This window comes from Achromobacter sp. Bel, from assembly GCF_012928505.1.
Lineage (GTDB): Bacteria > Pseudomonadota > Gammaproteobacteria > Burkholderiales > Burkholderiaceae_B > Achromobacter.
In genome coordinates this window covers 45,604-64,439 of record NZ_JABBJN010000030.1, presented here as the reverse complement: position 1 = coordinate 64,439, position 18,836 = coordinate 45,604, and the positions used below count along the sequence as shown (strand labels likewise).

Sequence of the window (18,836 nt, the reverse complement as noted above, 5' to 3'; positions counted from 1 at the left end):
CAAAACCCCTGATTATAGGAGGTGCTAGGCGCGGGCAGGGGGCGGAGCCGTTTCCGGGATGCGGGCACTGGGCGACAAGGCGCCATATGCCAACGTAACAACGCCCAGAACGGCGCCCGCGGTGACCACGCCGGGCCAGCCAAAATGGGCGTAAAGCCAGGACGATACCAGTGAACCGGTCGCCCCGCCGATGAAGTAGCAGGTCATGTAGCCGGCGGTCAGGCGGCTGCGGGCCTCCGGACGCAGGCGGTACAGGGCGCTGCTATTGGTGACATGGACGCCCTGGATCGCCAGATCCTGGATCAGGATGCCTGCGAGCAGTGCGGCCACCGAGGCCTGGCCGAAGGCCAATAGGCCCCAGGACCCCAGCAGCAGGAGCAGGCCGATCCGGGTGGCCAGGTTGCCCAGGCCGCGGTCGGCCAGGCGGCCGAACCGGTTGGCGGCATAGGCGCCGGCCGCCCCCGCCAAGCCGAACAGCCCGATAGTGGTGGTGCTGTATTCATAGGGGGCGCTGGACAACAGGAAGGTCAACGTGGTCCACAGCATGCTGAAGGCGGCGAACAGCAGGAAACCCAGCAGCGACCGGGCGCGGAACAGCGGTTCTTCAATGAACATGCGCAGAATCGAGCCCAGCAGGCGCGGGTAGCTCATCGACGTGGGGCTCTGGTAGCGCGGCAACAGGCGCCACAGGGCGGCTGACATGGCCGTCATCAGAATGGCGGCCACCCAGTACACCGTACGCCAACTGCCCACGTCGGCCAGGGCGCCGGCGACGGTGCGGGCCAGCAGGATGCCCAGCAGCAGCCCGCTCATGACGGTGCCCACCGCCTTGCCCCGTTCGTGCGGCGCCGCCAGCGTGGCGGCGAACGGCACCAGGATCTGAGCGACGACGGACAGCAGGCCGGTCAGCGCAGTGCCCACCAGCAGCACGGCGATGCTGGTCGCGAAGGAGGAAATCAGCAGGCCGCCTGCCGACAGCAGCGTCATCAGCACGATCAGGCTGCGGCGTTCGAACATATCGCCCAGCGGCACCAGCAGCATCAGTCCCAGCGCGTAGCTGAGCTGCGCGGTGGTGACGATGGCCCCGGCCGTCGCGTTGGACAGCGAAAACTGCTGGCCGATCGTGTGCAGCAGCGGCTGCGCGTAGTAATTGCTGGCGACGGCAAGGCCGGTGGCGACCGACATCAGCAGGATGATCGGCGCGGTCAGTGTCGGCGTCGCGGAGGGAGTCGTCTTGGCGGGTGAAGCGGAAGTCATGGGTGGCAGGCGGTGGTGATGCGGGGAAGGCGCGCGGGCAACGAGCCGGGGCAAAGCTGGGCAAACGCGGGGCAGGCGTCAGGCGCCGATGCCGCCGGGCGTCTCCTGGTCGTGTTTGATCAGCAGCTTTTTCAGCAGCCCGGCCAGTTGCTTGCGCTCGGCCGGCGATAGCGGGTCCAGCAGTTCGTTCAGGTCTTTCAGGTAGTCTTTCAGGACCAGTTTGATCACGCGCAGGCCTTCCACGGTCAGCGTCACGATGATGCCGCGCCGGTCGTCGGGGTTGGGGTTGCGCACCAGCAGGCCTGCCTGTTCAAGGCGGTCCAGGCGGTTGGTCATGGCGCCGGAAGTCAGTAGCAGGGCATCGACCAGCTTCTGCGGATTCATGGCGTGCGGGGCGCCCGTGCGGTACAGCGTGGCCAGCACGTCGAATTCGCCCTGATGCAGGTTGTAGCGACGGAAGCTGCGGTTCACGTTGCGGGCGGCAAAGGCGTTCAAGCGGAACACCCGGGTGACGACCGTCATGGCGGCGAAGTCCTGGTTGGGACATTCCGCGCTCCATTGCGAGATCACCTGATCGACAAGGTCATTCATGGGAAAACCGAATTTAGTTTTATATAAAGTTTCTTAACGTGAAGATAAATTCTAACAGCAGGACCGGGACCTGCGCAAAGCGCGCGGCAAAAAAGAAGGGCCCGCCTCTTTCGAGGCGGGCCCTTCCGGCTTGACCGGATACTCGCGCGAATTACTGCGCGGCGTCCTTCAGCTTCTTGAGCGGGCGAACCTTCACCTTGACCGAAGCCGGCTTGGCGGGGAACCAGCGCTCGACGCCAGTGAACGGATCCTTGCCGAAGCGCTTGGCCTTGGCCGGAACCTTCTGCACGGCAACCTTGAACAGGCCGGGCAGCGTGAATTCGCCGACGCCCTTCTTGTCCACGGAACCCAGAACCGAGGTTTCCAGGCTGGCCAGGACGGCCTTGACGGCCTTGGCTTCAACGCCGGATTGCTCAACGATGTAAGCAACCAGTTGGGTCTTGTTCAGGGCAGCCTTGATGGCCTTGGGTGCAGCAGCGACCTTCTTGGCGGCGACGGCCTTCTTTGCTGCGGGCTTCACAGCGGGTTTGGCGGCGGTTGCCTTCTTTGCGGGCGCCTTGACGGCGGGCTTGGTGACTTTCTTGGCAGGAGCTTTTGCTTTCGTGGCCATGGTCAAAATCCGTAGTTGAGGACATGGAGCAGCGCGGGCCGGATATCGGCTTTTAACGCTACGCGCCCGATGATAGCGGAAGACTTGAAGTTCTTGCGGCTTTCTAACGGGTTTTAAGCCTCTGTTTGTTGTTTTCGACGCAGAAAGTGCTTCCTGCAAGGGCTTCTGCAATAGGTCGTGACATTCGAGGCCTATTTTTGCGGAACATCGCAGCACTGAACCATTGGCGCCGGCCGTGTTCCAATTGCGTGCGGCGCGCGGGGATATTGTTGAACGCCGGCCTGCTGCTCAGGCCGATTGGCGCTCGTTTCCGCGCGGGAACAACCCAAGCATGGATTGAAGCTCTTATATGTTGTTGATGAAAAAGTTTGCAGCGGGCCTGCTCGTTGCGACGGCGTGCATGTCGGGGGCGATGGCGCAGCCGATGCCTCAGCCGGTGCTGTCGGCCAAAGCCTGGCTGCTGCTGGACGAGACCAGCGGCCAGGTGATCGCGTCGCACGCGGCCACCACGCGGATCGAACCCGCCTCGCTGACAAAGATCATGACGGCCTACGTCGTGTTCGAGGCGCTGAATAAGAAGGAAGTGACGCCAGGCCAACGGGTTGTGATTTCGACGCGCGCATGGAAAGTGCCGGCGGGCAGCTCCAAGATGTTCCTGGAGCCGGGCTCCAAGGTGTCGGTGGACGAATTGCTGCGCGGCCTGATGATCCAGTCCGGCAATGATGCGGCCATCGCGCTGGCCGAAGCGGTGTCGGGCAGCGTCGAGGCCTTTGTCGCGCGGATGAACGACACGGCCGCGCGGCTGGGGCTGCACGCGACGCATTTCGCCAGCCCCCACGGCCTGCCGGATCCGGGCACCTACTCCACGGCCAGCGACTTGTCCGTCCTGGCCACGCGCTTCATCCGCGATTACCCCCAGCTGTACAAGACCTACGATTCCGCCAAGCAGTTCACGTTCAACAAGATCACCCAGCCCAACCGGAACCGCCTGCTGTGGCTGGACCCCAGCGTGGATGGCCTGAAGACGGGCCATACCGACTCTGCCGGCTATTGCATCGTGGCGACGGCGCGCCGACCCAATGGCGCGGACCAGCGCCGCCTGATCACGGTGGTGGTGGGCACGGCGTCCGATAAATTGCGGACCCAGGAAAGCCGGGAGTTGCTGGAATGGGGCTTTCAGGGCTTCAATACCATCAAGCTGTACGCGCGCGGCCAGGCCGTGGCCACGCCTGAAGTCTGGAAGGGTGAAAGTGACAGCCTGAAGGCTGGTTTCTCACGGGACGCCTATGTGACCGTGCCCGCGGGCGCCAAGGTGGAACCCGTATGGACGCCGCGCGAGCCGCTGATGGCGCCGATCGCGGCCCAGGACACGGTGGGCGCGTTGCGGGTGCTGGTGGACGGCAAACCGTCGATGCAGTTCCCGGTCGTGGCGTTGGAGCCAGTGGCGGAGGCGGGGTTCGCCGGCCGCGCCTGGGATTCCGTGCGCTTGTGGTGGCGCGGCCATTCAAGTTGATCTTGGCACGCCGTCGGGCGTGCGCTTGGGCCGGCGGCAAGGAGGTGTGCGATGGCGGTGAGCTTTCCTGGAGGGCCGGCGCCTGCGCCGGGGGCGGATGATCCGTTGGCGCTGCTGTCCGCTTGCCATGGCCGTATCGCGCGCCAATGCGCCACGCTGACGCGGCTGGCGGCGCATCTGCCCGCGCACGGCAGCGACGCAGCGGCGCAGACGGCCGCCGCCGCCGTAGTCCGCTATTTCGACACGGCTGCCGCGCACCATCACGAAGACGAGGAAGAGGATCTCTTTCCGGCCTTGATCGAGTCCATGGCGGGCTCCGACGCGGGCTGCCTGCACGCGCTGGTGCGGGGGCTGGTGGCCGAGCATCAGCAACTGGCGGCCTTGTGGGCGCCGCTGCGGCAGGCGTTGTCCGAGGTCGCCGCGGGGCGGCCCGCGATCTTGCCGCCGGCGCAGGCGGAAGCATTCGCCGCGGCCTATGCGGCGCATATCCGGCGCGAAGAAGACGAACTGCTGCCGATGGCCGCGCGGCTGATTTCCGATAACGCGCTGGCGGACATCGGGCAGGCGATGAAGGCGCGGCGCGGCGGCGACGCGGGCTGAACCGTCTCGGCCATACCGGTCGCGATTGGCGCTACGATGCCTGTAGCCGGCGCATCGGGCGCTGGAGTTCCGCATTCATGCCATGAGCCGCCACCGCGTATTCCGTCAGAAATTGCAGGATCCCCTCTTGATGCACGCCATGTCGGCGCATAACCCGATGTCGGCCCGCCTGGCGGCCGAGGCCGGGTTCGATGCGATCTGGGGCAGCGGCTTCGAGTTCTCGGCAAGCTATGCGGTGCCCGACGCCAGCATTCTTTCCGCGTCGCAGCATCTGGACATGATGCGGGCTATTGCGGGCACAGTCACGGTGCCGGTCATCGCCGACATCGACACGGGGTTCGGCAACGCCATCAACGTGTCGTACATGCTGCCGCAATACGAAGCGGCCGGCGTGTCGGCCGTGGTGATGGAAGACAAGACCTTCCCCAAAGACACCAGCCTGCGCGCGGACGGCCGGCAGGAACTGGTGCGCGTAGAGGAATTCCAGGGCAAAGTCGAAGCGGCCTGCGCCGCGCGGCGCGACCCGGATTTCTGCGTGATCGCCCGGACCGAAGCCTTGATCGCCGGGTTGGGCCAGCAAGAAGCGCTGGCGCGGGCGTACGCCTACGAGGCCGCGGGCGCCGACGCGATCCTGATCCACTCCAAGCAAACCACGCCCGACGAGATCCTGTCCTTTGCGCAGGCCTGGGCGGGACGCGTGCCACTGGTGCTGGTGCCGACCGCGTATCCGCAGTTGCGGGAGTCGGATATCCAGGCGTTGGGCAAGGTGGGGCTGGTGATCTACGGCAACCACGCCATCCGTGCCGCAGTGGGCGCAATGCGCGATGTGTTCGCCCGCATCCGCCAGGACGGCGGCATCCACGCGGTGGACGCCGGGTTGCCTGCGGTCAAAGAGATCATCGCGTTGCAGGGCGACGCCGGCATGCGCGAACTGGAGCGCCGCTATCTGAAATAGCCGGGGGCGCGTTGCGCCGGTGGGGTCGAGCGATTACGCTAGGCGACCTTGTTCCGCGCGCAGGGCCGGCCGGATCAGGAAATCGAAAAAAGGGGAAAGGGACAGAATGACGCAGGGGGCAAGAAATCTGGCGGGCCGCATGTTTGGCTCATGGGTGGACGATGTCAATAAGTTGACGCTGCGCGCCGACTTGTCGGCGGGCTTGCTGGGGGCGCTGCTGGTGTTGCCGCAAGGGGTGGCGTTCGCCACGCTGGCGGGGTTGCCCGCTGAATACGGCCTGTACTCCGCCATCGTTCCCTGTATCGTCGCGGCGCTGTTCGGGTCCAGCCGGCATGTGATGTCCGGCCCGACCAACGCGAATTCGCTGGCGCTGTTCGCCGTGCTGACGCCCTTGGCGGCCGCTGGCAGCCCCGCCTATATACAGCTGGCGCTGGCGGTGACGGTGTTGGTCGGCATCATGCAATGGCTGGTGGGCGTGCTGCGCCTGGGCTCGCTGGCGCATTTCATCTCGCCGTCGGCCCTGTTCGGCTTTACCAGCGGCGCGGCACTGCTGATCGCGGTCCACGCCTTGAAGGACGCGCTGGGCTTGCCGTCGCCGGCCTCGCACGGCGCCGGTGCGCTGCTGGTGAGCGTGGGGACGCATATCGGCGATGTGCATCAAGGCGCCTTGCTGGTGACGCTGGTCACGCTGGGCGTGGCGCTGCTGGTGCGCCGGCTGGACAAGCGCAAGCCCTCCATGCTGCTGGGATTGGTGGCGGGGGCGCTGGCGGCGGCGGCGTTCAACAAGTGGGCCGTGCCGCCTGGCGGCGCACCGGTCTCGGTCGTCGGCGCCATCGCCCAGCCCTGGCCGCCGTTCCATGTGCCCAGCGTGGACTGGCGCACGCTGCCCGATCTGCTCAGCCTGGCATTCGCATTGACGATCGTGGCGTTGGCGCAGTCGATCTCCATCGCCAAGGCGGTCGCGACGCGCTCGGGCCAGCGCATCGACGCCAACCGGGAATTCACGGGGCAGGGGCTGTCCAACATCGTGGGCGGATTTTTCTCTTGCTACCTGTCCTGCGGGTCGCTGAACCGGTCCGTGCCTAATTTCGAGGCAGGCGCGAAGACGCCGCTGGCGGCCGTCTTTTCCGCGGTGTTGCTGGTGGTGCTGGTGGCTTTGTCGGCGCCGCTGCTGGCGATGATCCCCAACGCCGCGATTTCGGGTTTGCTGCTGCTGGTGGCGTGGACCTTGCTGGACATTCCGCGCTGGCGCCAGTTGATCCGCATGCAGCCGGGGGAATGCGCCATTGCCGGCGCGACGCTGGCCGCCACGGTCACGATCCGCATGGAGGTGGCGATTCTGTTGGGAACCGTGTTGTCGCTGATGGCGTATTTGCACCGCACCTCGCGACCGGCCATGCGCACGATGGGCTTCGATTCCCGCGGGCTGGACCGGCGCTTCGTCGTGCTGGCGCATCAAGAAGACGCGCTGCCCGAATGCCCGCAATTGAAGCTGCTGCGCATGGAGGGTTCGATCTATTTCGGCGCCGCGGCGCATGTGGCCCAGCGGCTGCACGAGCTGCGGGCGGCGCCGGACGCGCCGCGCCACCTCCTGGTGATGGCCAAGAGCATGAACTTCATCGACCTGGCGGGCGCCCAGGTGTGGGAAGACGAGCTGGCCGCGCGCCGTGCAATGGGCGGCGACCTGTACTTCCACCGGCCGCGGCCGGAAGTGCTGGACATGTGGCGCCGCACGGGCTTTCTGGATCGCCTGGGCGCGGATCATATTTTCCCGGACAAGGCCACGGCGCTGCACACCATCTATGCCAAGCTGGACCCTGGCATCTGCGCGGGATGCAAGGCCCGGATCTTCTGGGAATGCCAGCCGCAAAGCCCGCAAAGCGAACACTGACCGCGCCGCGCGGATCCGCCACGTTCGCCGGATTCGGCCAATTCGGCTGATATCAGGGGGCTTCCGTTCCCAGGTAGGCCGCGCGGACCCTCGGGTCCGCCGCGATGGCGGCCGGTTCGCCTTCCGCCAGCAGGGCGCCGCGCACCAACACGGCGATGCGGTCGGCATGCTTGAACACCACATCCAGGCTGTGTTCGGTGAACAGCACCGCAATGCGCTGCGTGTCGGCAAGTTGGCGCGTCAGCCGCATCAGGGCGTGGCGCTCGTTGGTGGCCATGCCGGCCGTGGGTTCGTCCATCAGCAGCAGGCGCGGCTGGTGCGCCAGCGCCATCGCCAGTTCAACCCGTTTGACGTCGCCATACGCCAGCGTGCCGCACGCGGCCTCAGCCTTGTCCGCCATTTGCACTTGCGACAGCAAGGCCATGGCTTCGTCGACCGCGTGGCGGGCGGCGCGACGCCACGGGTTGAACAGCAGGCGGTCGCGCGACAGCAGGGCCGTCTGCACGTTTTCGCGCACGGTCATCGAGCGGAAGGTGGCGGCGGTCTGGAAGGTGCGCCCCACACCCAGACGGCAGATCTTGCCGACGGAAAGGCCCACCAGTTCGCGCCCGTCCAGCCGCACCGATCCGGCGTCCGGGCGCAATTGCCCGCCCAGAACGTTGAAGCACGTGGACTTGCCGGCGCCGTTCGGGCCGATCAGCGCCAGCATCCGGCCGGCTTCCAGCGTGAACGACACGCCAGCCAATGCGTCGATGCCGCCGAACGATTTCCGCAGCGACTCGACCTGCAGCAAGGCGGAGGGCGGGGTCATGCGCGCCTCCTGTGCAATCGCGCCGCAGCGCCAGCCAGGCCTTCCGGAAACGCCAAGACCAGCGCCAGGATGGCCAGGCCCAGCACGGCGTGCCAGTACTCGGTGCTGCGCGCCGCCACGTCTTGCAGCCAAGTGTAGGCCGCGGCGCCCGCGAGCGGGCCTGCCAGCGTCTGAAGGCCGCCCAGCAGCACCATGACCAGCCCATCCACCGAGCGGCTGACGGCCAGCACGTCGGGCGCGATGCTGCCCTTGGAAAATGCGTAGAGCGATCCGGCCAGCCCCGCGGCGAAGGACGCGGCGACAAAGCCCGCCCACTGTACGCGCCGGGTCTCGATGCCCAGTGCCTCGGCGCGCATGGCGGAATCGCGCACGCCGCGCAGGGCATAGCCTAGCGGCGAAAACGCCAGGCGGCGCAGCCAGACGATGCCCGCTGCGCACAAGGCGAGCGTTGCGTAATAGAACCAGGGGCCTTGCGCCAGCCAGGACGAGGGCCACAAGCCGATCAGGCCGTTGCTGCCGCCGGTGACGTCGTCCCACTGATACGCGAGCGCCCACAGGATCTGCGCCACGGCCAGCGTCAGCATCGCCAGGTAGACGCCAGACAGGCGCACGCAGAACCAGCCGAACAGCAGCGCGCCGAACGCGGCGGCGAAGGGGCCCAGCAGCAACGCGGCCTCCATCGGCACGGCGGCCAGTTTCAGCAGCAGCGCGGCGCCGTAGGCGCCCAGGCCGAACCAGGCGGCATGGCCGAAAGACGTCATGCCGGCCAACCCGGTCAGGAAATGCAGGCTGGCGGCGAACAGCGCGGCGATCAGGATCTCGGTCATCAAGATGCCCAGATACGGCCAATGCAGCGTGGCGACGGGCACCAGCGCCAATAGGACCAGCAGCAGCCTGTATGCCAGGCGCAGCCTTCTGCCGGCAGGCGCGATGGGGCGTTCCGGCGGGCCCCCATGCGAGGTGGGCGCAGGCGCTTTACCCAGCAGTCCCCACGGCCGCACCACCAGCACCACGGCCATCACGGCAAATTCGGCCAGCAGCGTCAGTTTGGACAGGTTGAACATCCAAGGGCCGATCTGGACCTGGCCCAGGAAGACGAACACGGCTTTGACGGAGCAGATGAGCAGGGCGGCCAGGAAGGCGCCTGGAATCGAGCCCAGGCCGCCCACCACCACCACCACGAAGGCGCTGGCGATGATCTCCAGGTCCAGTCCCAGGGTGGCGGGCACGCGGGGGGCGGCCAAGGCGCCGCCCAGGCCGGCAAGGAACGCCCCCAGCGTGAAGGCGGATGTGAACAGCCAGGCCTGGTTCACGCCCAGCGCGGCCAGCATGCTGCGGTTTTCAGACGCCGCGCGCAGCAGCCGGCCCCAGCGCGTGCGCATCAGCAGCAGCCACAGCAGGCCCAGTACCACGGGGCCGGCTGCGATCAACAGCAGGTCGTACTGCGGATACCGGCGGCCCAGGATCTGCACCGCGCCGGACAGGCCGGGTGCGCGGGCGGCGAACAAGTCTTCGGGGCCCCAGATCGCCAGCGCGGCGTCGCCAATGATGAGCACCAGCGCGAACGTGGCCAGCAACTGGAACAATTCGGGCGCCTGGTACAGGCGCTTGAGCACCAGCCATTCGGCGGCCGCGCCAATCAGGCCCGTGGCCAGCGCGGCCAGCAGCAGGCCGGCCCAATAGCCGGCGCCGTCGCCGAAATACGTGGTGAAGGTCCATGCCAGGTAGATGCCCAGCATGTAGAACGACCCGTGCGCGAAGTTCACGACGCGGGTCACGCCGAAGATCAGCGACAGGCCCGCGGCAACCAGGAACAACGCGCTGGCGTCCGCCAGGCCATTGAGCAGTTGCGACAGCAGCCCCGACAGGCTCATCAGTGCGCCGGACGCATTTTGCGGACCTGTTCGTCGGGCGGTTGCAGGCGCGCCCCGTCGATGTAGGCGAAGTCTTTCATGATGCCTTTGCCGTCTTCCACGGCGGTCACGCCCACGTACACGCCCATCGTCGACTGGTGATCGATCTTACGGTACTGGATCTGTCCGTAGGGCGTGTCCACCTTCAGGCCGGCGAACGCGTCGACGAGCTTTTCCGTGTCGACCGCGCCGGCGGCCTTCAGGCCCTGAGCAATGGACATCAGCGACGCGTAGCCCACCACGGAGCCCACTTTGGGCGTTTCGTTGTAGCGCTTCTTGTAGGCGTCGACAAAAGCGTTGTTGGCGGGCGTGTCGATGGCGTACCAGGGATAGCCGGTGACGATCCAACCCGTCGGCGTATCGGCGCCCAGGGGTTCCAGGTATTCCGGCTCGCCGGACAGCACCGAGACAACCGCGCGATTTTCGAACAGGCCACGCGTATTGCCTTCGCGGACGAAGCGGGTCAGGTCGGCGGCGAACAGCACGTTGAAGATGGCGTCCGGCTTGGCGTCGGCCAAGGCCTGCACCACGGCGCCGGCGTCCACCTTGCCTAGCGGCACGGCTTGTTCGGCCACGAATTCCACGTCGGACTGGAAGGACTTCATCATGGCCTTGAAGGTGGCCACCGCGGATTGCCCGTACTCATAGTTGGGATAGACGATGGCCCAGCGCTGCTTGCGCAAGGCCAGCGCCTTGGGTGCCAGCGCCGCGACGTGCATCCAGGTCGAGGGGCGCAGCCGGTACGTGTAGCGGTTACCTTCCTGCCAGGTGATCTTGTCGGTAAGGGGTTCGGCCGCCAGGAAGAACACCTGCTGCTGCTTGGCGAAGTCGGTCAAGGCCAGCCCGGTATTGGACAGGAATCCGCCGAACAGCAGCTCGACTTTCTCGCGCGCCAGCAGTTCCTGGGCGGCGCGCACCGAATCGCCGGGGTTCCCGTTGTCGTCGCGCGAGATGACTTCCAGATTCCTGCCCAGCACGCCGCCTTCGGCGTTGACCTGCTCCAGCGCCAGTTGCCAGCCCTTCTTGTACGGACCCAGGAAGGCGGGGATCGCCTTGTAGCTGTTGATCTCGCCGATGCGGATCGGCGGCTCTTTGTCTTTGGCGACGGCAACGGCGACCGGAGTCAGCGCCAGGGCCAGGAGCGCGGGCGCGAATACGCGGCGCAGCAGAGTAAGGCTGGGACGAGGCATGGCAGAGGGGTATCGCAGGCAAGAGGGATCGGGCGTCGCCGCGTCGCACGAGACGCGGCGGGTTGCGGCCAATTGAAACACGTGCCTTTGCCGTGCCGCAATAGACGCTTCCCCCTCCCCGGGGCGGTCCGGCCATGGCGAGCCAATGCAAAAAGCCCTGCAAGGCAGGGCTTTTTTGGACGCACCAGAATACCGGCTGAATTACTTCAGCTTGGTTTCCTTGTAGTCAACGTGCTTGCGAGCGACCGGATCAAATTTCTTGATCAGCATCTTTTCGGGCATGTTGCGCTTGTTCTTGGTGGTCGTGTAGAAATGACCCGTGCCGGCAGTCGACTCGAGCTTGATCTTTTCGCGGATACCTTTGGCCATGTCGTGCTCCTAGTATGGTGATTGTAGGGGGCGCCGATTAGGCGATTTCGCCACGGGCACGCATGTCGGCCAGGACGGCGTCGATGCCGTTCTTGTCGATCGTGCGGATGGCCTTGGCCGAAACACGCAGGCGGACCCAGCGGTTTTCGCTTTCAACCCAGAACCGGCGCGATTGCAGGTTCGGCAGGAAGCGACGCTTGGTCTTGTTGTTTGCGTGCGAAACATTGTTGCCCACCATCGGGCCTTTGCCGGTCACTTGGCATACGCGTGCCATGGATGCACCTCTTTATGTCGTTCTTTTCGCGCATCGCTTGGGGGGTAGACAGGGTATTAGCCGCCGGGCTGTGTGGGAAGCGCAATGTGTTGCCTGTTGCGCTGCCTTTGCCGGCCACCCAGTCTTAGTGGATGAGGGGGATCGGGATCCGCCCGTGCTTATACCCGCTGCCTGCCACCCGCTGAAATCCTGTTAGAAATTCTTGATGAATTCCTTGACCGGAGTTCTCAAACGCTACGCGGTTGGGGTCAGAGTGCTGCACTACAAAGCATAGTAGTCCAGCACGGGAAACTTCTTGTGAAGACTTAGATTCTAATACGAAAAAGCCAAGTAAATCAAGCGGCGGGCTTAGTTGGTGTGCGATTGGGCGACACGGCCCGATATCCAGGACAGGCAGGCGCAGGTCGCCAGCGTGGTGGTCAGGGGCAGGGCGCTGTCCGTTTGCCAGGCGCTGACGGCGAAACCGGCCAGGGCGCCGCAGGACAATTGCAGCGTCCCCAATAACGCGGACGCCGCGCCCAGGCGCTTGCCCTGGTCCGACAACGCCAGCGCCGCCGAGTTCGGGTTCACAAAGCCCTGGCTGCCCATGTAGCCGATCAGGCACAGCATCAAGAGCGGCAGCGTCATCCAGCCAGCGAGCGTCAGCGCCACGGCCGCGAGGCTGGCAATGGCCAGCGAGGTCAGGGCCTTGCGTTGCAGCTGGCGGGGCTTGTAGGTGCGCAGCAGGCGGGCGCTGATTTGCGAACAGATGATGAGCGATAGCGCATTGGTGCCAAACAACAGGCCGTAGTACTGGGGCGGGACGCCGTAGAGTTCGATGAAGACGCGCGGGGATCCGATGATGTAGGCGAACATGCCGGCCTGGCCGAAGCCCCCCGCGAGGCTGTGCGCCATGAACCCGCGATGCGCGAAGAGGTCGCGGTAGTTGCGCAGGATGGTGCTCCAGCGCAGCGGCACGACCCGTTCGGGCGCCAGTGATTCCTTCATGATCTTCGCCACCGCCAGCATCAGCATGGCGCCGCCGGCCAGCATGATCCAGAACAGGCTGCGCCATGAGGCGACCGCCAGCAGTTGGCCGCCGGCCAGCGGCGCCAGGATCGGGGCCAGACCCATGATCAGCATCAGCAGCGACATCGCGCGGGCCGCTTCGTGGGTTTCGTAGTGGTCGCGGATGACTGCGCGAGGGATCACGATGCCGGCTGCGCCGCCCATCGCCTGCACGACGCGCCAGCCCGTCAGGGCTTCGACGGAGCCCGACAGGGCGCAACCCAGCGACGCCACCATGAACAGCGCCAGGCCCACCATCAACGGCGGCTTGCGACCGAAGCGGTCGGCCATCGGGCCATAGAACACCTGCGCCAGCGCCAGTCCGATCAGGTAGGCCGCCAGCGTGCGTTCGACGTCGCCGCGCGGCACGCCCAGGTTCGCCGCGATCGTCGGGAACGCGGGCAGGTACATGTCGATGGCGAAGGGGCCGATCGCCGTCAGCGCGCCCATGAGAATGAGCCAACCAGGCAGGCTGCTGCGGGAAAGGGGTGTTGGGGGCATGGTGGTCGCGGTAAGGCGCAGAGACAGGGCGCGCATGCGTTTTGTTGCAGGTTTTGCGCCAAGCCAGCGACTGTATCACGGGTAACCTGACACGCAAATTTCAGCGGTTTTCCGATACAGTCGTAAGGGTCCGTAGAGTATCCAGAGGAGAAGTCGTGAATCCTTTGTTGTCTGTTGTGGAACGCAAGCTTGAGGCCTTGCCCGTCCCTGTCCAACTGGTGCTGCCTGACGGCGCCGTGCTGGGGCCCCCGGATCCGCGCGTGCGCTTCGTGACGCACGACAAGACCGCGCTGGCGCATTTGGCCGAGGGCGCCGTGGGCGTGCTGGGGCAGGATTATGTGGAAGGCCGCATCGATATCGAAGGCAATATGCGCGATGTGATGGCCGCCGCGTCGGCGTTGCTGCCGGGCTCGCCGGTTGATGCCGCGCGGGGCGGCTGGCTGACGGAGCTGGTCCGCAAGGTGGTGTCGGTGTGGCGCCATTCGGTGGAGCGCGACGCCAAGCAGATCGAATTCCATTACGACCTGTCCGACGATTTCTACGCACTGTGGCTGGATCCGCGCCGCGTCTATTCCTGCGCTTATTACCGCACGCCGGACATGACGCTGGCCCAGGCCCAGGAAGCCAAGCTTGACCACATCTGCCGCAAGCTGCGCCTGCAGGCAGGCGAACGCTTTCTGGATGTGGGGGCGGGCTGGGGCGGATTGTTGCTGTGGGCCGCCGAAAACTACGGGGTGGATGCCACGGGCATCACGCTGTCGCGCAACCAGCACGCGCACGTCACTAAACTGATCCAGGAAAAAGGCCTGGGCGGCCGGGTCCGCATGGAACTGCTGGACTACCGCAAGTTGGACGAAGCCGCGCAGTACGACAAGATCGCGTCGGTGGGCATGTTCGAACACGTGGGACGGGCCCAGTTGGAGGGCTATTTTGCCAAGCTGCGCCGCCTGCTCAAGCCGGGCGGCCTGATCATGAACCATGGCATCACCGCGGCCGGGGTCTACAACCCCGAGCTGGGCAACGGCATGGGCGAGTTCATCGAGAAGTACATCTTTCCCGGCGGCGAACTGACCCACATCAGCGTCGTCATGGAAGCCATGACCAATGGCGGCCTGGAAGAGGTGGACGTGGAGAATCTGCGGCCGCATTACGCGCGTACCTTGTGGGCATGGAGCGACGCGTTGGAGGCCCGTTTGCCCGAGGCCGCGCAGGCGCTGGGCGGCGAGCAAGGCGGGCGGTCGTTGCGGGCGTACCGCTTGTATCTTGCCGGTTGCGCCATGGCGTTCGAACACGGCTGGATCGCCTTGCATCAGATCCTGGGCCAGCCGCCCGCCTCCGGCCGGCCGGACGAGCTGGACAACCCGGCGGACCTTTCCTATCCCTGGCGGCGCGACTATATGTATAGCGAGAGCCGGAATGGCTGAATTCCAGTTGAATTCCTGCGGTTTCGACGCCGGAAAGCCGGCTTTCCGGCGGTTTTGAAACCGCTAGACTGTACTAATAAGAATAAAATATTTACTGAATGTATCGTTGCTGGGAAGGCGATATTTCCTAGGGAAAATTAATAATCCGCCTCTGGTCGATCGGGGTTATCCCGTAGCATTTTTGGCGCGAATGTATCTGTTTCATTCAGGCCCGGGGTTGGGCGCCGCAGCAATTTCGTTTAAGATGCTGCCTTCTTCGTTCAGTTTGTTCACTTTCTGTGGGTTTTCAAAAATCCTGTTTTTGAAGCTCCTGTCTTAGCAAGATTCCGCACCGCTTGCGGATCCTCTTGTCGCTAGTGTCGGTTTGTATTGGCGGTTCAGCCCGTCTTCCGCACAACCCCCTTAGCTCCATGGCACTTCCGGGCCAGGCCCGGCGTGTGTCCCTGAACCTATGGAGGCAAAAGCCCAATGCGTTTCACCCCTGTCAAGACCCTGGCCGCCGCGGCCGTTCTGTTTGCGTTTGCCGGTGCGGCCCAAGCCGCCGACGCGCCGCAATGCGAAATCAAGCGTCCGGTCAATTTCGGCGCCATGAACTGGGAATCCAACCTGGTCCTGGTCGATGTCGAACGTTTCATCATGGAAAAGGGCTACGGTTGCAAGACCGAAACCCTGCCGACGGAAACCCTGCCTGCCCTGGCCGCGCTTGAGCGGGGCGACCTGGATATCAATACCGAGATCTGGCTGAACAGCGTGGCTGATCCCTGGGATCGCGCCGAAAAGACCGGCCGCGTCAAGCGCATCGGCGATCTCTACATGGGCGCCGAAGGCTGGTACATCCCCCGCTACACGGCGGAACGCCTGCCCGAATTGAAGGCCGCGGCCGACCTGCCGAAGTTCAAGGACAAGTTCAAGGACCCGGAAGAACCCGGCAAGGGCCGTTTCTACGGCTGCCCGGCAGGTTGGGGTTGCGAAGTCACCAGCAACAACCTGTTCCATGCCCTGAAGCTGGATGACAGCTACACGCTGTATTCGCCCGGTACGGGCGCGGCGCAGAAGGCGGCGCTGATGTCGGCCTACAAGCGCAAGCAGAACGTGGTCTTCTACTACTGGTCGCCCACGCCGCTCGTCGGCGCGATGGACCTGGTCAAGCTGGACATGCCGCCCTATGACGCCGAAAAGCACAAGTGCCTGACGTCGTCCAAGTGCGCCAAGCCCGAGGCCAGCGCCTACCCCGACAATCCCGTCTTCACCGCGGTGAACACCAAGTTCTCTGAAGAAGCGCCCACGCTGACCGCCTTCCTGGCCAAGGTGTCGGTGCCGCTGCCGGTAATCAATGAAACCCTGGCCCACATGGAAGAGTCTGGTGATGATTCCAGCACCGTGGCCAAGTGGTTCCTGAAGAACAAGCCCGACGTCTGGACCAAGTGGGTCCCCGCCGACGTCGCCGGGCGCGTCCAAAGCGCGCTGTAATACACGTGGTGCAGGCCTCGCGCCGCTTCGGCGCGTGCCGGCCCGGCCTGCCGGAAGACTTCCGGCAGGCCGGGCCGCCTCAAGGGAAAAAGCCCCGTGGCGGGCAAATTGCCCTGGGCTTTTTCCCCTGGGATGGCTGTTTGCCGGGCGCTCGCGTCCGGATGCTAGCCGTTGGCGCCGCCCGTCCCGCAGCCTGTTTCCGTCCAGGAAACCGCTTGGCTGCACGGACATCCGGTCTATCGGAACATCCGGCGGCGATCGCCACCGTAAGCGCCCCAGAATGGAGTCAAAACAATGTTTCCTGAAATTATTCCCGCCCGTCAGGTAAGGGCGGCGATCGACGGGTTCGTCGATCACCTGGTCACCAATTACGCGGACACGCTCGAGACCCTGTCTCAGCCGGTCCTGCATGCCTTGGTGTGGCTGGAGCAACTGCTGCGCAACTCGCCCTGGTGGGCGGTGGTCGCCGTGACCGTGGCCATCGCGTGGGGCGTCAGCCGCCGCATCGGCCTGAGCCTGGCGATGGGCGCGCTGCTGTGCGTGATCGGCGTGCTGGGCCTGTGGGACGCCGGCATGCAGACGCTGGCGCTGATGATCATGGCAGCCGGGTTGTCGGTGCTGATCGGCATTCCGCTGGGCGTGCTGATGGCGCGGGTGAACTGGCTGCGCTCCATCATGCTGCCGGTGCTGGACGTAATGCAGACCATGCCCAGCTTCGTGTACCTGATCCCGGTCGTGATGCTGTTCGGTCTGGGCAAGATCCCCGCCATCATCGCCACGGTGATCTACGCCGTGCCGCCGCTGATTCGCCTGACCGACCTGGGCATCCGCCTGGTCGACCGCGAAGTGCTGGAAGCGTCGCGCGCGTTCGGCGCCAACCCGCGCCAGCAATTGTTCGGCGTGCAGCTGCCGCTGGCCTTGCCCAACATCATGGCGGGCATTAACCAGACCACGATGATGGCGTTGTCGATGGTGGTGATCGCGTCGATGATCGGTGCGCGCGGCCTGGGCTATGAAGTGTTGCTGGGGATCAACCGTCTGGAAGTGGGCCGCGGCCTGCTGGCGGGCTTGGGTATCGTGGTGCTGGCCGTGCTGTTCGACCGGATCACGCAATCGTATGGACAGCGCATGCGCATGGGAGGCCAGCGATGAGCAAGATCGAGGTCAAGAACATCTACAAGGTCTTCGGTTCGCATCCGAAGAAATGGCTGGAAGCCGCCCAGAACGGCATGAGCAAGGAACAGCTGCTGGCCGAAAGCGGCCATACGCTGGGCCTGCGCGACATCAGCCTGTCGATCGAAGAGGGCAGCATCTATGTCATCATGGGGTTGTCGGGTTCCGGCAAGTCGACGTTGATCCGTCACTTCAACCGCTTGATCGAGCCCAGCGCGGGCCACATCCTGGTGGACGGCGTGGACGTGGTCAGCCTGAACAAGCGCGATCTGGAAGTCTTCCGCCAAAAGAAGATGAGCATGGTGTTCCAGCGCTTCGGCCTGTTCCCGCACCGCACGGTGCTGGACAACGCCGCGTATGGCCTGACCGTGCAAGGCGTGGGCAAGGCGGAACGCGAAAAGCGCGCCCGCGACTGGCTGGAGCAAGTGGGCCTGGCCGGCTTTGAAAACCAGTATCCGCATCAGCTGTCGGGCGGCATGCAGCAACGCGTGGGCCTGGCGCGCGCGCTGGCCACCGACGCCGAAATCCTGCTGATGGACGAAGCCTTCTCGGCGCTGGACCCGTTGATCCGCCGCGAAATGCAGGATCAGCTGCTGCAGTTGCAGGCCAAGCTGAACAAGACCATCGTGTTCATCACGCATGATCTGGACGAGGCCCTGCGCCTGGGCAACCGCATCGCCATCCTGAAAGACGGCGAACTGGTGCAGGAAGGCACGCCGGAAGACATTCTGCTGAATCCGGCCAATGACTATGTGCAGTCGTTCCTGCAGGACGTGAACCGCACCAAGGTGCTCAACGCCACGCACGCCGTGAATCCGGCGCGCCTGACGCTGACGATGCGTTCGCGTCCCGCGCATGCCCTGGACCGCATGCGGGCGATGGACTACGAGTACGCGCCGGTGCTGGACGGCAAGCGCCTGGCGGGCGTGCTGACGGCCAAGGCGGCCGAGCAGGCCATCGAGCAAGGCGCACGCGACGTGTCGCGCTTTGTCGAGGACCTGGCTTCGGTGCCCGCCACGGCGGGCCTGGGCGAAGTGCTGGCGCAACTGGTGCACAGCGACCAGCCGGTCGCCGTCACGGGCGAGGACGACGAGTTCCTGGGCATGCTGTCGCGCAAGAAGGTCGTGGAGCTGGTGACGCCGGCACTGACCGAAGCCGCGCCGTCGCCGGAAAGCGCCGTCAGCGAATTGGAACCCCAGCCTGCTCCCTCGCACCGGGGCGAAGCGGCCTGATCGCTTTGGCGCTTT

The 18,836-nt window shown here is 65.2% G+C and carries 17 protein-coding genes; 8 read left to right on the top strand and 9 right to left on the bottom strand.

Going from position 1 to position 18,836, the window contains the following annotated elements:
- Positions 1-24: 24 nt before the first annotated feature.
- The 3 genes from HG262_RS19020 to HG262_RS19010 all read right to left on the bottom strand — a co-directional run bounded on the left by HG262_RS19020 (position 25) and on the right by HG262_RS19010 (position 2,458).
- On the bottom strand, positions 25-1,257 hold the full coding sequence (locus tag HG262_RS19020) for an MFS transporter (protein ID WP_169272496.1): 1,233 nt from the start codon (positions 1,255-1,257) through the stop codon (positions 25-27).
- 78 nt (positions 1,258-1,335) lie between these two features.
- The gene (locus HG262_RS19015; protein ID WP_169272495.1) at positions 1,336-1,848 is read right to left on the bottom strand and encodes a MarR family transcriptional regulator; all 513 of its coding nucleotides are present in this window, start codon (positions 1,846-1,848) and stop codon (positions 1,336-1,338) included.
- Positions 1,849-1,999: 151 nt separating this feature from the next.
- Positions 2,000-2,458 (bottom strand): HU family DNA-binding protein, encoded by a 459-nt coding sequence (locus tag HG262_RS19010; protein WP_105557822.1) that lies wholly within the window; start codon positions 2,456-2,458, stop codon positions 2,000-2,002.
- A gap of 352 nt (positions 2,459-2,810) precedes the next feature.
- On the opposite strand from HG262_RS19010, the gene HG262_RS19005 reads away from it, so the two are divergent.
- The 4 genes from HG262_RS19005 to HG262_RS18990 all read left to right on the top strand — a co-directional run bounded on the left by HG262_RS19005 (position 2,811) and on the right by HG262_RS18990 (position 7,417).
- A complete protein-coding gene (locus tag HG262_RS19005; protein ID WP_211187532.1) occupies positions 2,811-3,971 on the top strand; it encodes a D-alanyl-D-alanine carboxypeptidase family protein in 1,161 nt (386 codons plus the stop codon).
- 51 nt (positions 3,972-4,022) lie between these two features.
- Complete coding sequence (locus HG262_RS19000) at positions 4,023-4,571, top strand: hemerythrin domain-containing protein (RefSeq protein ID WP_169272493.1); 549 nt, start codon at positions 4,023-4,025, stop codon at positions 4,569-4,571.
- Positions 4,572-4,653: 82 nt separating this feature from the next.
- On the top strand, positions 4,654-5,526 hold the full coding sequence (locus HG262_RS18995; RefSeq protein ID WP_169272492.1) for a phosphonopyruvate hydrolase: 873 nt from the start codon (positions 4,654-4,656) through the stop codon (positions 5,524-5,526).
- Positions 5,527-5,665: 139 nt separating this feature from the next.
- Entirely contained in the window at positions 5,666-7,417 is a 1,752-nt protein-coding gene (locus tag HG262_RS18990) for a SulP family inorganic anion transporter (RefSeq protein WP_169272491.1), read from the top strand.
- Positions 7,418-7,469: 52 nt separating this feature from the next.
- Here HG262_RS18990 and HG262_RS18985 read toward each other — a convergent pair whose 3' ends face one another.
- From HG262_RS18985 to HG262_RS18960, 6 genes are all read right to left on the bottom strand, one after another.
- Positions 7,470-8,228 carry an ABC transporter ATP-binding protein gene (locus HG262_RS18985; RefSeq protein ID WP_169272490.1) on the bottom strand — a complete coding sequence of 253 codons (759 nt, stop codon included), beginning with the start codon at positions 8,226-8,228 and terminating at the stop codon, positions 7,470-7,472.
- Complete coding sequence (locus tag HG262_RS18980; RefSeq protein ID WP_169272489.1) at positions 8,225-10,102, bottom strand: ABC transporter permease; 1,878 nt, start codon at positions 10,100-10,102, stop codon at positions 8,225-8,227. The genes HG262_RS18985 and HG262_RS18980 overlap by 4 nt, the downstream gene beginning before the upstream one ends.
- Entirely contained in the window at positions 10,102-11,331 is a 1,230-nt protein-coding gene (locus HG262_RS18975) for an ABC transporter substrate-binding protein (RefSeq protein ID WP_211187526.1), read from the bottom strand. The genes HG262_RS18980 and HG262_RS18975 overlap by 1 nt, the downstream gene beginning before the upstream one ends.
- Before the next feature lie 201 nt (positions 11,332-11,532).
- On the bottom strand, positions 11,533-11,700 hold the full coding sequence (gene rpmG / locus HG262_RS18970) for a 50S ribosomal protein L33 (protein ID WP_003810296.1): 168 nt from the start codon (positions 11,698-11,700) through the stop codon (positions 11,533-11,535).
- A gap of 37 nt (positions 11,701-11,737) precedes the next feature.
- On the bottom strand, positions 11,738-11,974 hold the full coding sequence (gene rpmB, locus HG262_RS18965; protein ID WP_006223506.1) for a 50S ribosomal protein L28: 237 nt from the start codon (positions 11,972-11,974) through the stop codon (positions 11,738-11,740).
- 348 nt (positions 11,975-12,322) lie between these two features.
- Positions 12,323-13,471, bottom strand: coding sequence for a Bcr/CflA family multidrug efflux MFS transporter (locus HG262_RS18960; protein WP_169272488.1), 1,149 nt, complete (start codon positions 13,469-13,471; stop codon positions 12,323-12,325).
- A gap of 206 nt (positions 13,472-13,677) precedes the next feature.
- On the opposite strand from HG262_RS18960, the gene HG262_RS18955 reads away from it, so the two are divergent.
- From HG262_RS18955 to HG262_RS18940, 4 genes are all read left to right on the top strand, one after another.
- The gene (locus HG262_RS18955) at positions 13,678-14,946 is read left to right on the top strand and encodes a class I SAM-dependent methyltransferase (protein WP_348984403.1); all 1,269 of its coding nucleotides are present in this window, start codon (positions 13,678-13,680) and stop codon (positions 14,944-14,946) included.
- A gap of 468 nt (positions 14,947-15,414) precedes the next feature.
- Complete coding sequence (locus tag HG262_RS18950) at positions 15,415-16,416, top strand: ABC transporter substrate-binding protein (RefSeq protein ID WP_169272487.1); 1,002 nt, start codon at positions 15,415-15,417, stop codon at positions 16,414-16,416.
- Positions 16,417-16,710: 294 nt separating this feature from the next.
- Positions 16,711-17,568: a proline/glycine betaine ABC transporter permease gene (locus HG262_RS18945; RefSeq protein ID WP_006223502.1), complete on the top strand. Its 858-nt coding sequence runs from the start codon at positions 16,711-16,713 to the stop codon at positions 17,566-17,568.
- A complete protein-coding gene (locus HG262_RS18940; RefSeq protein WP_169272486.1) occupies positions 17,565-18,821 on the top strand; it encodes a glycine betaine/L-proline ABC transporter ATP-binding protein in 1,257 nt (418 codons plus the stop codon). The genes HG262_RS18945 and HG262_RS18940 overlap by 4 nt, the downstream gene beginning before the upstream one ends.
- The last annotated feature ends 15 nt before the right edge of the window (positions 18,822-18,836 follow it).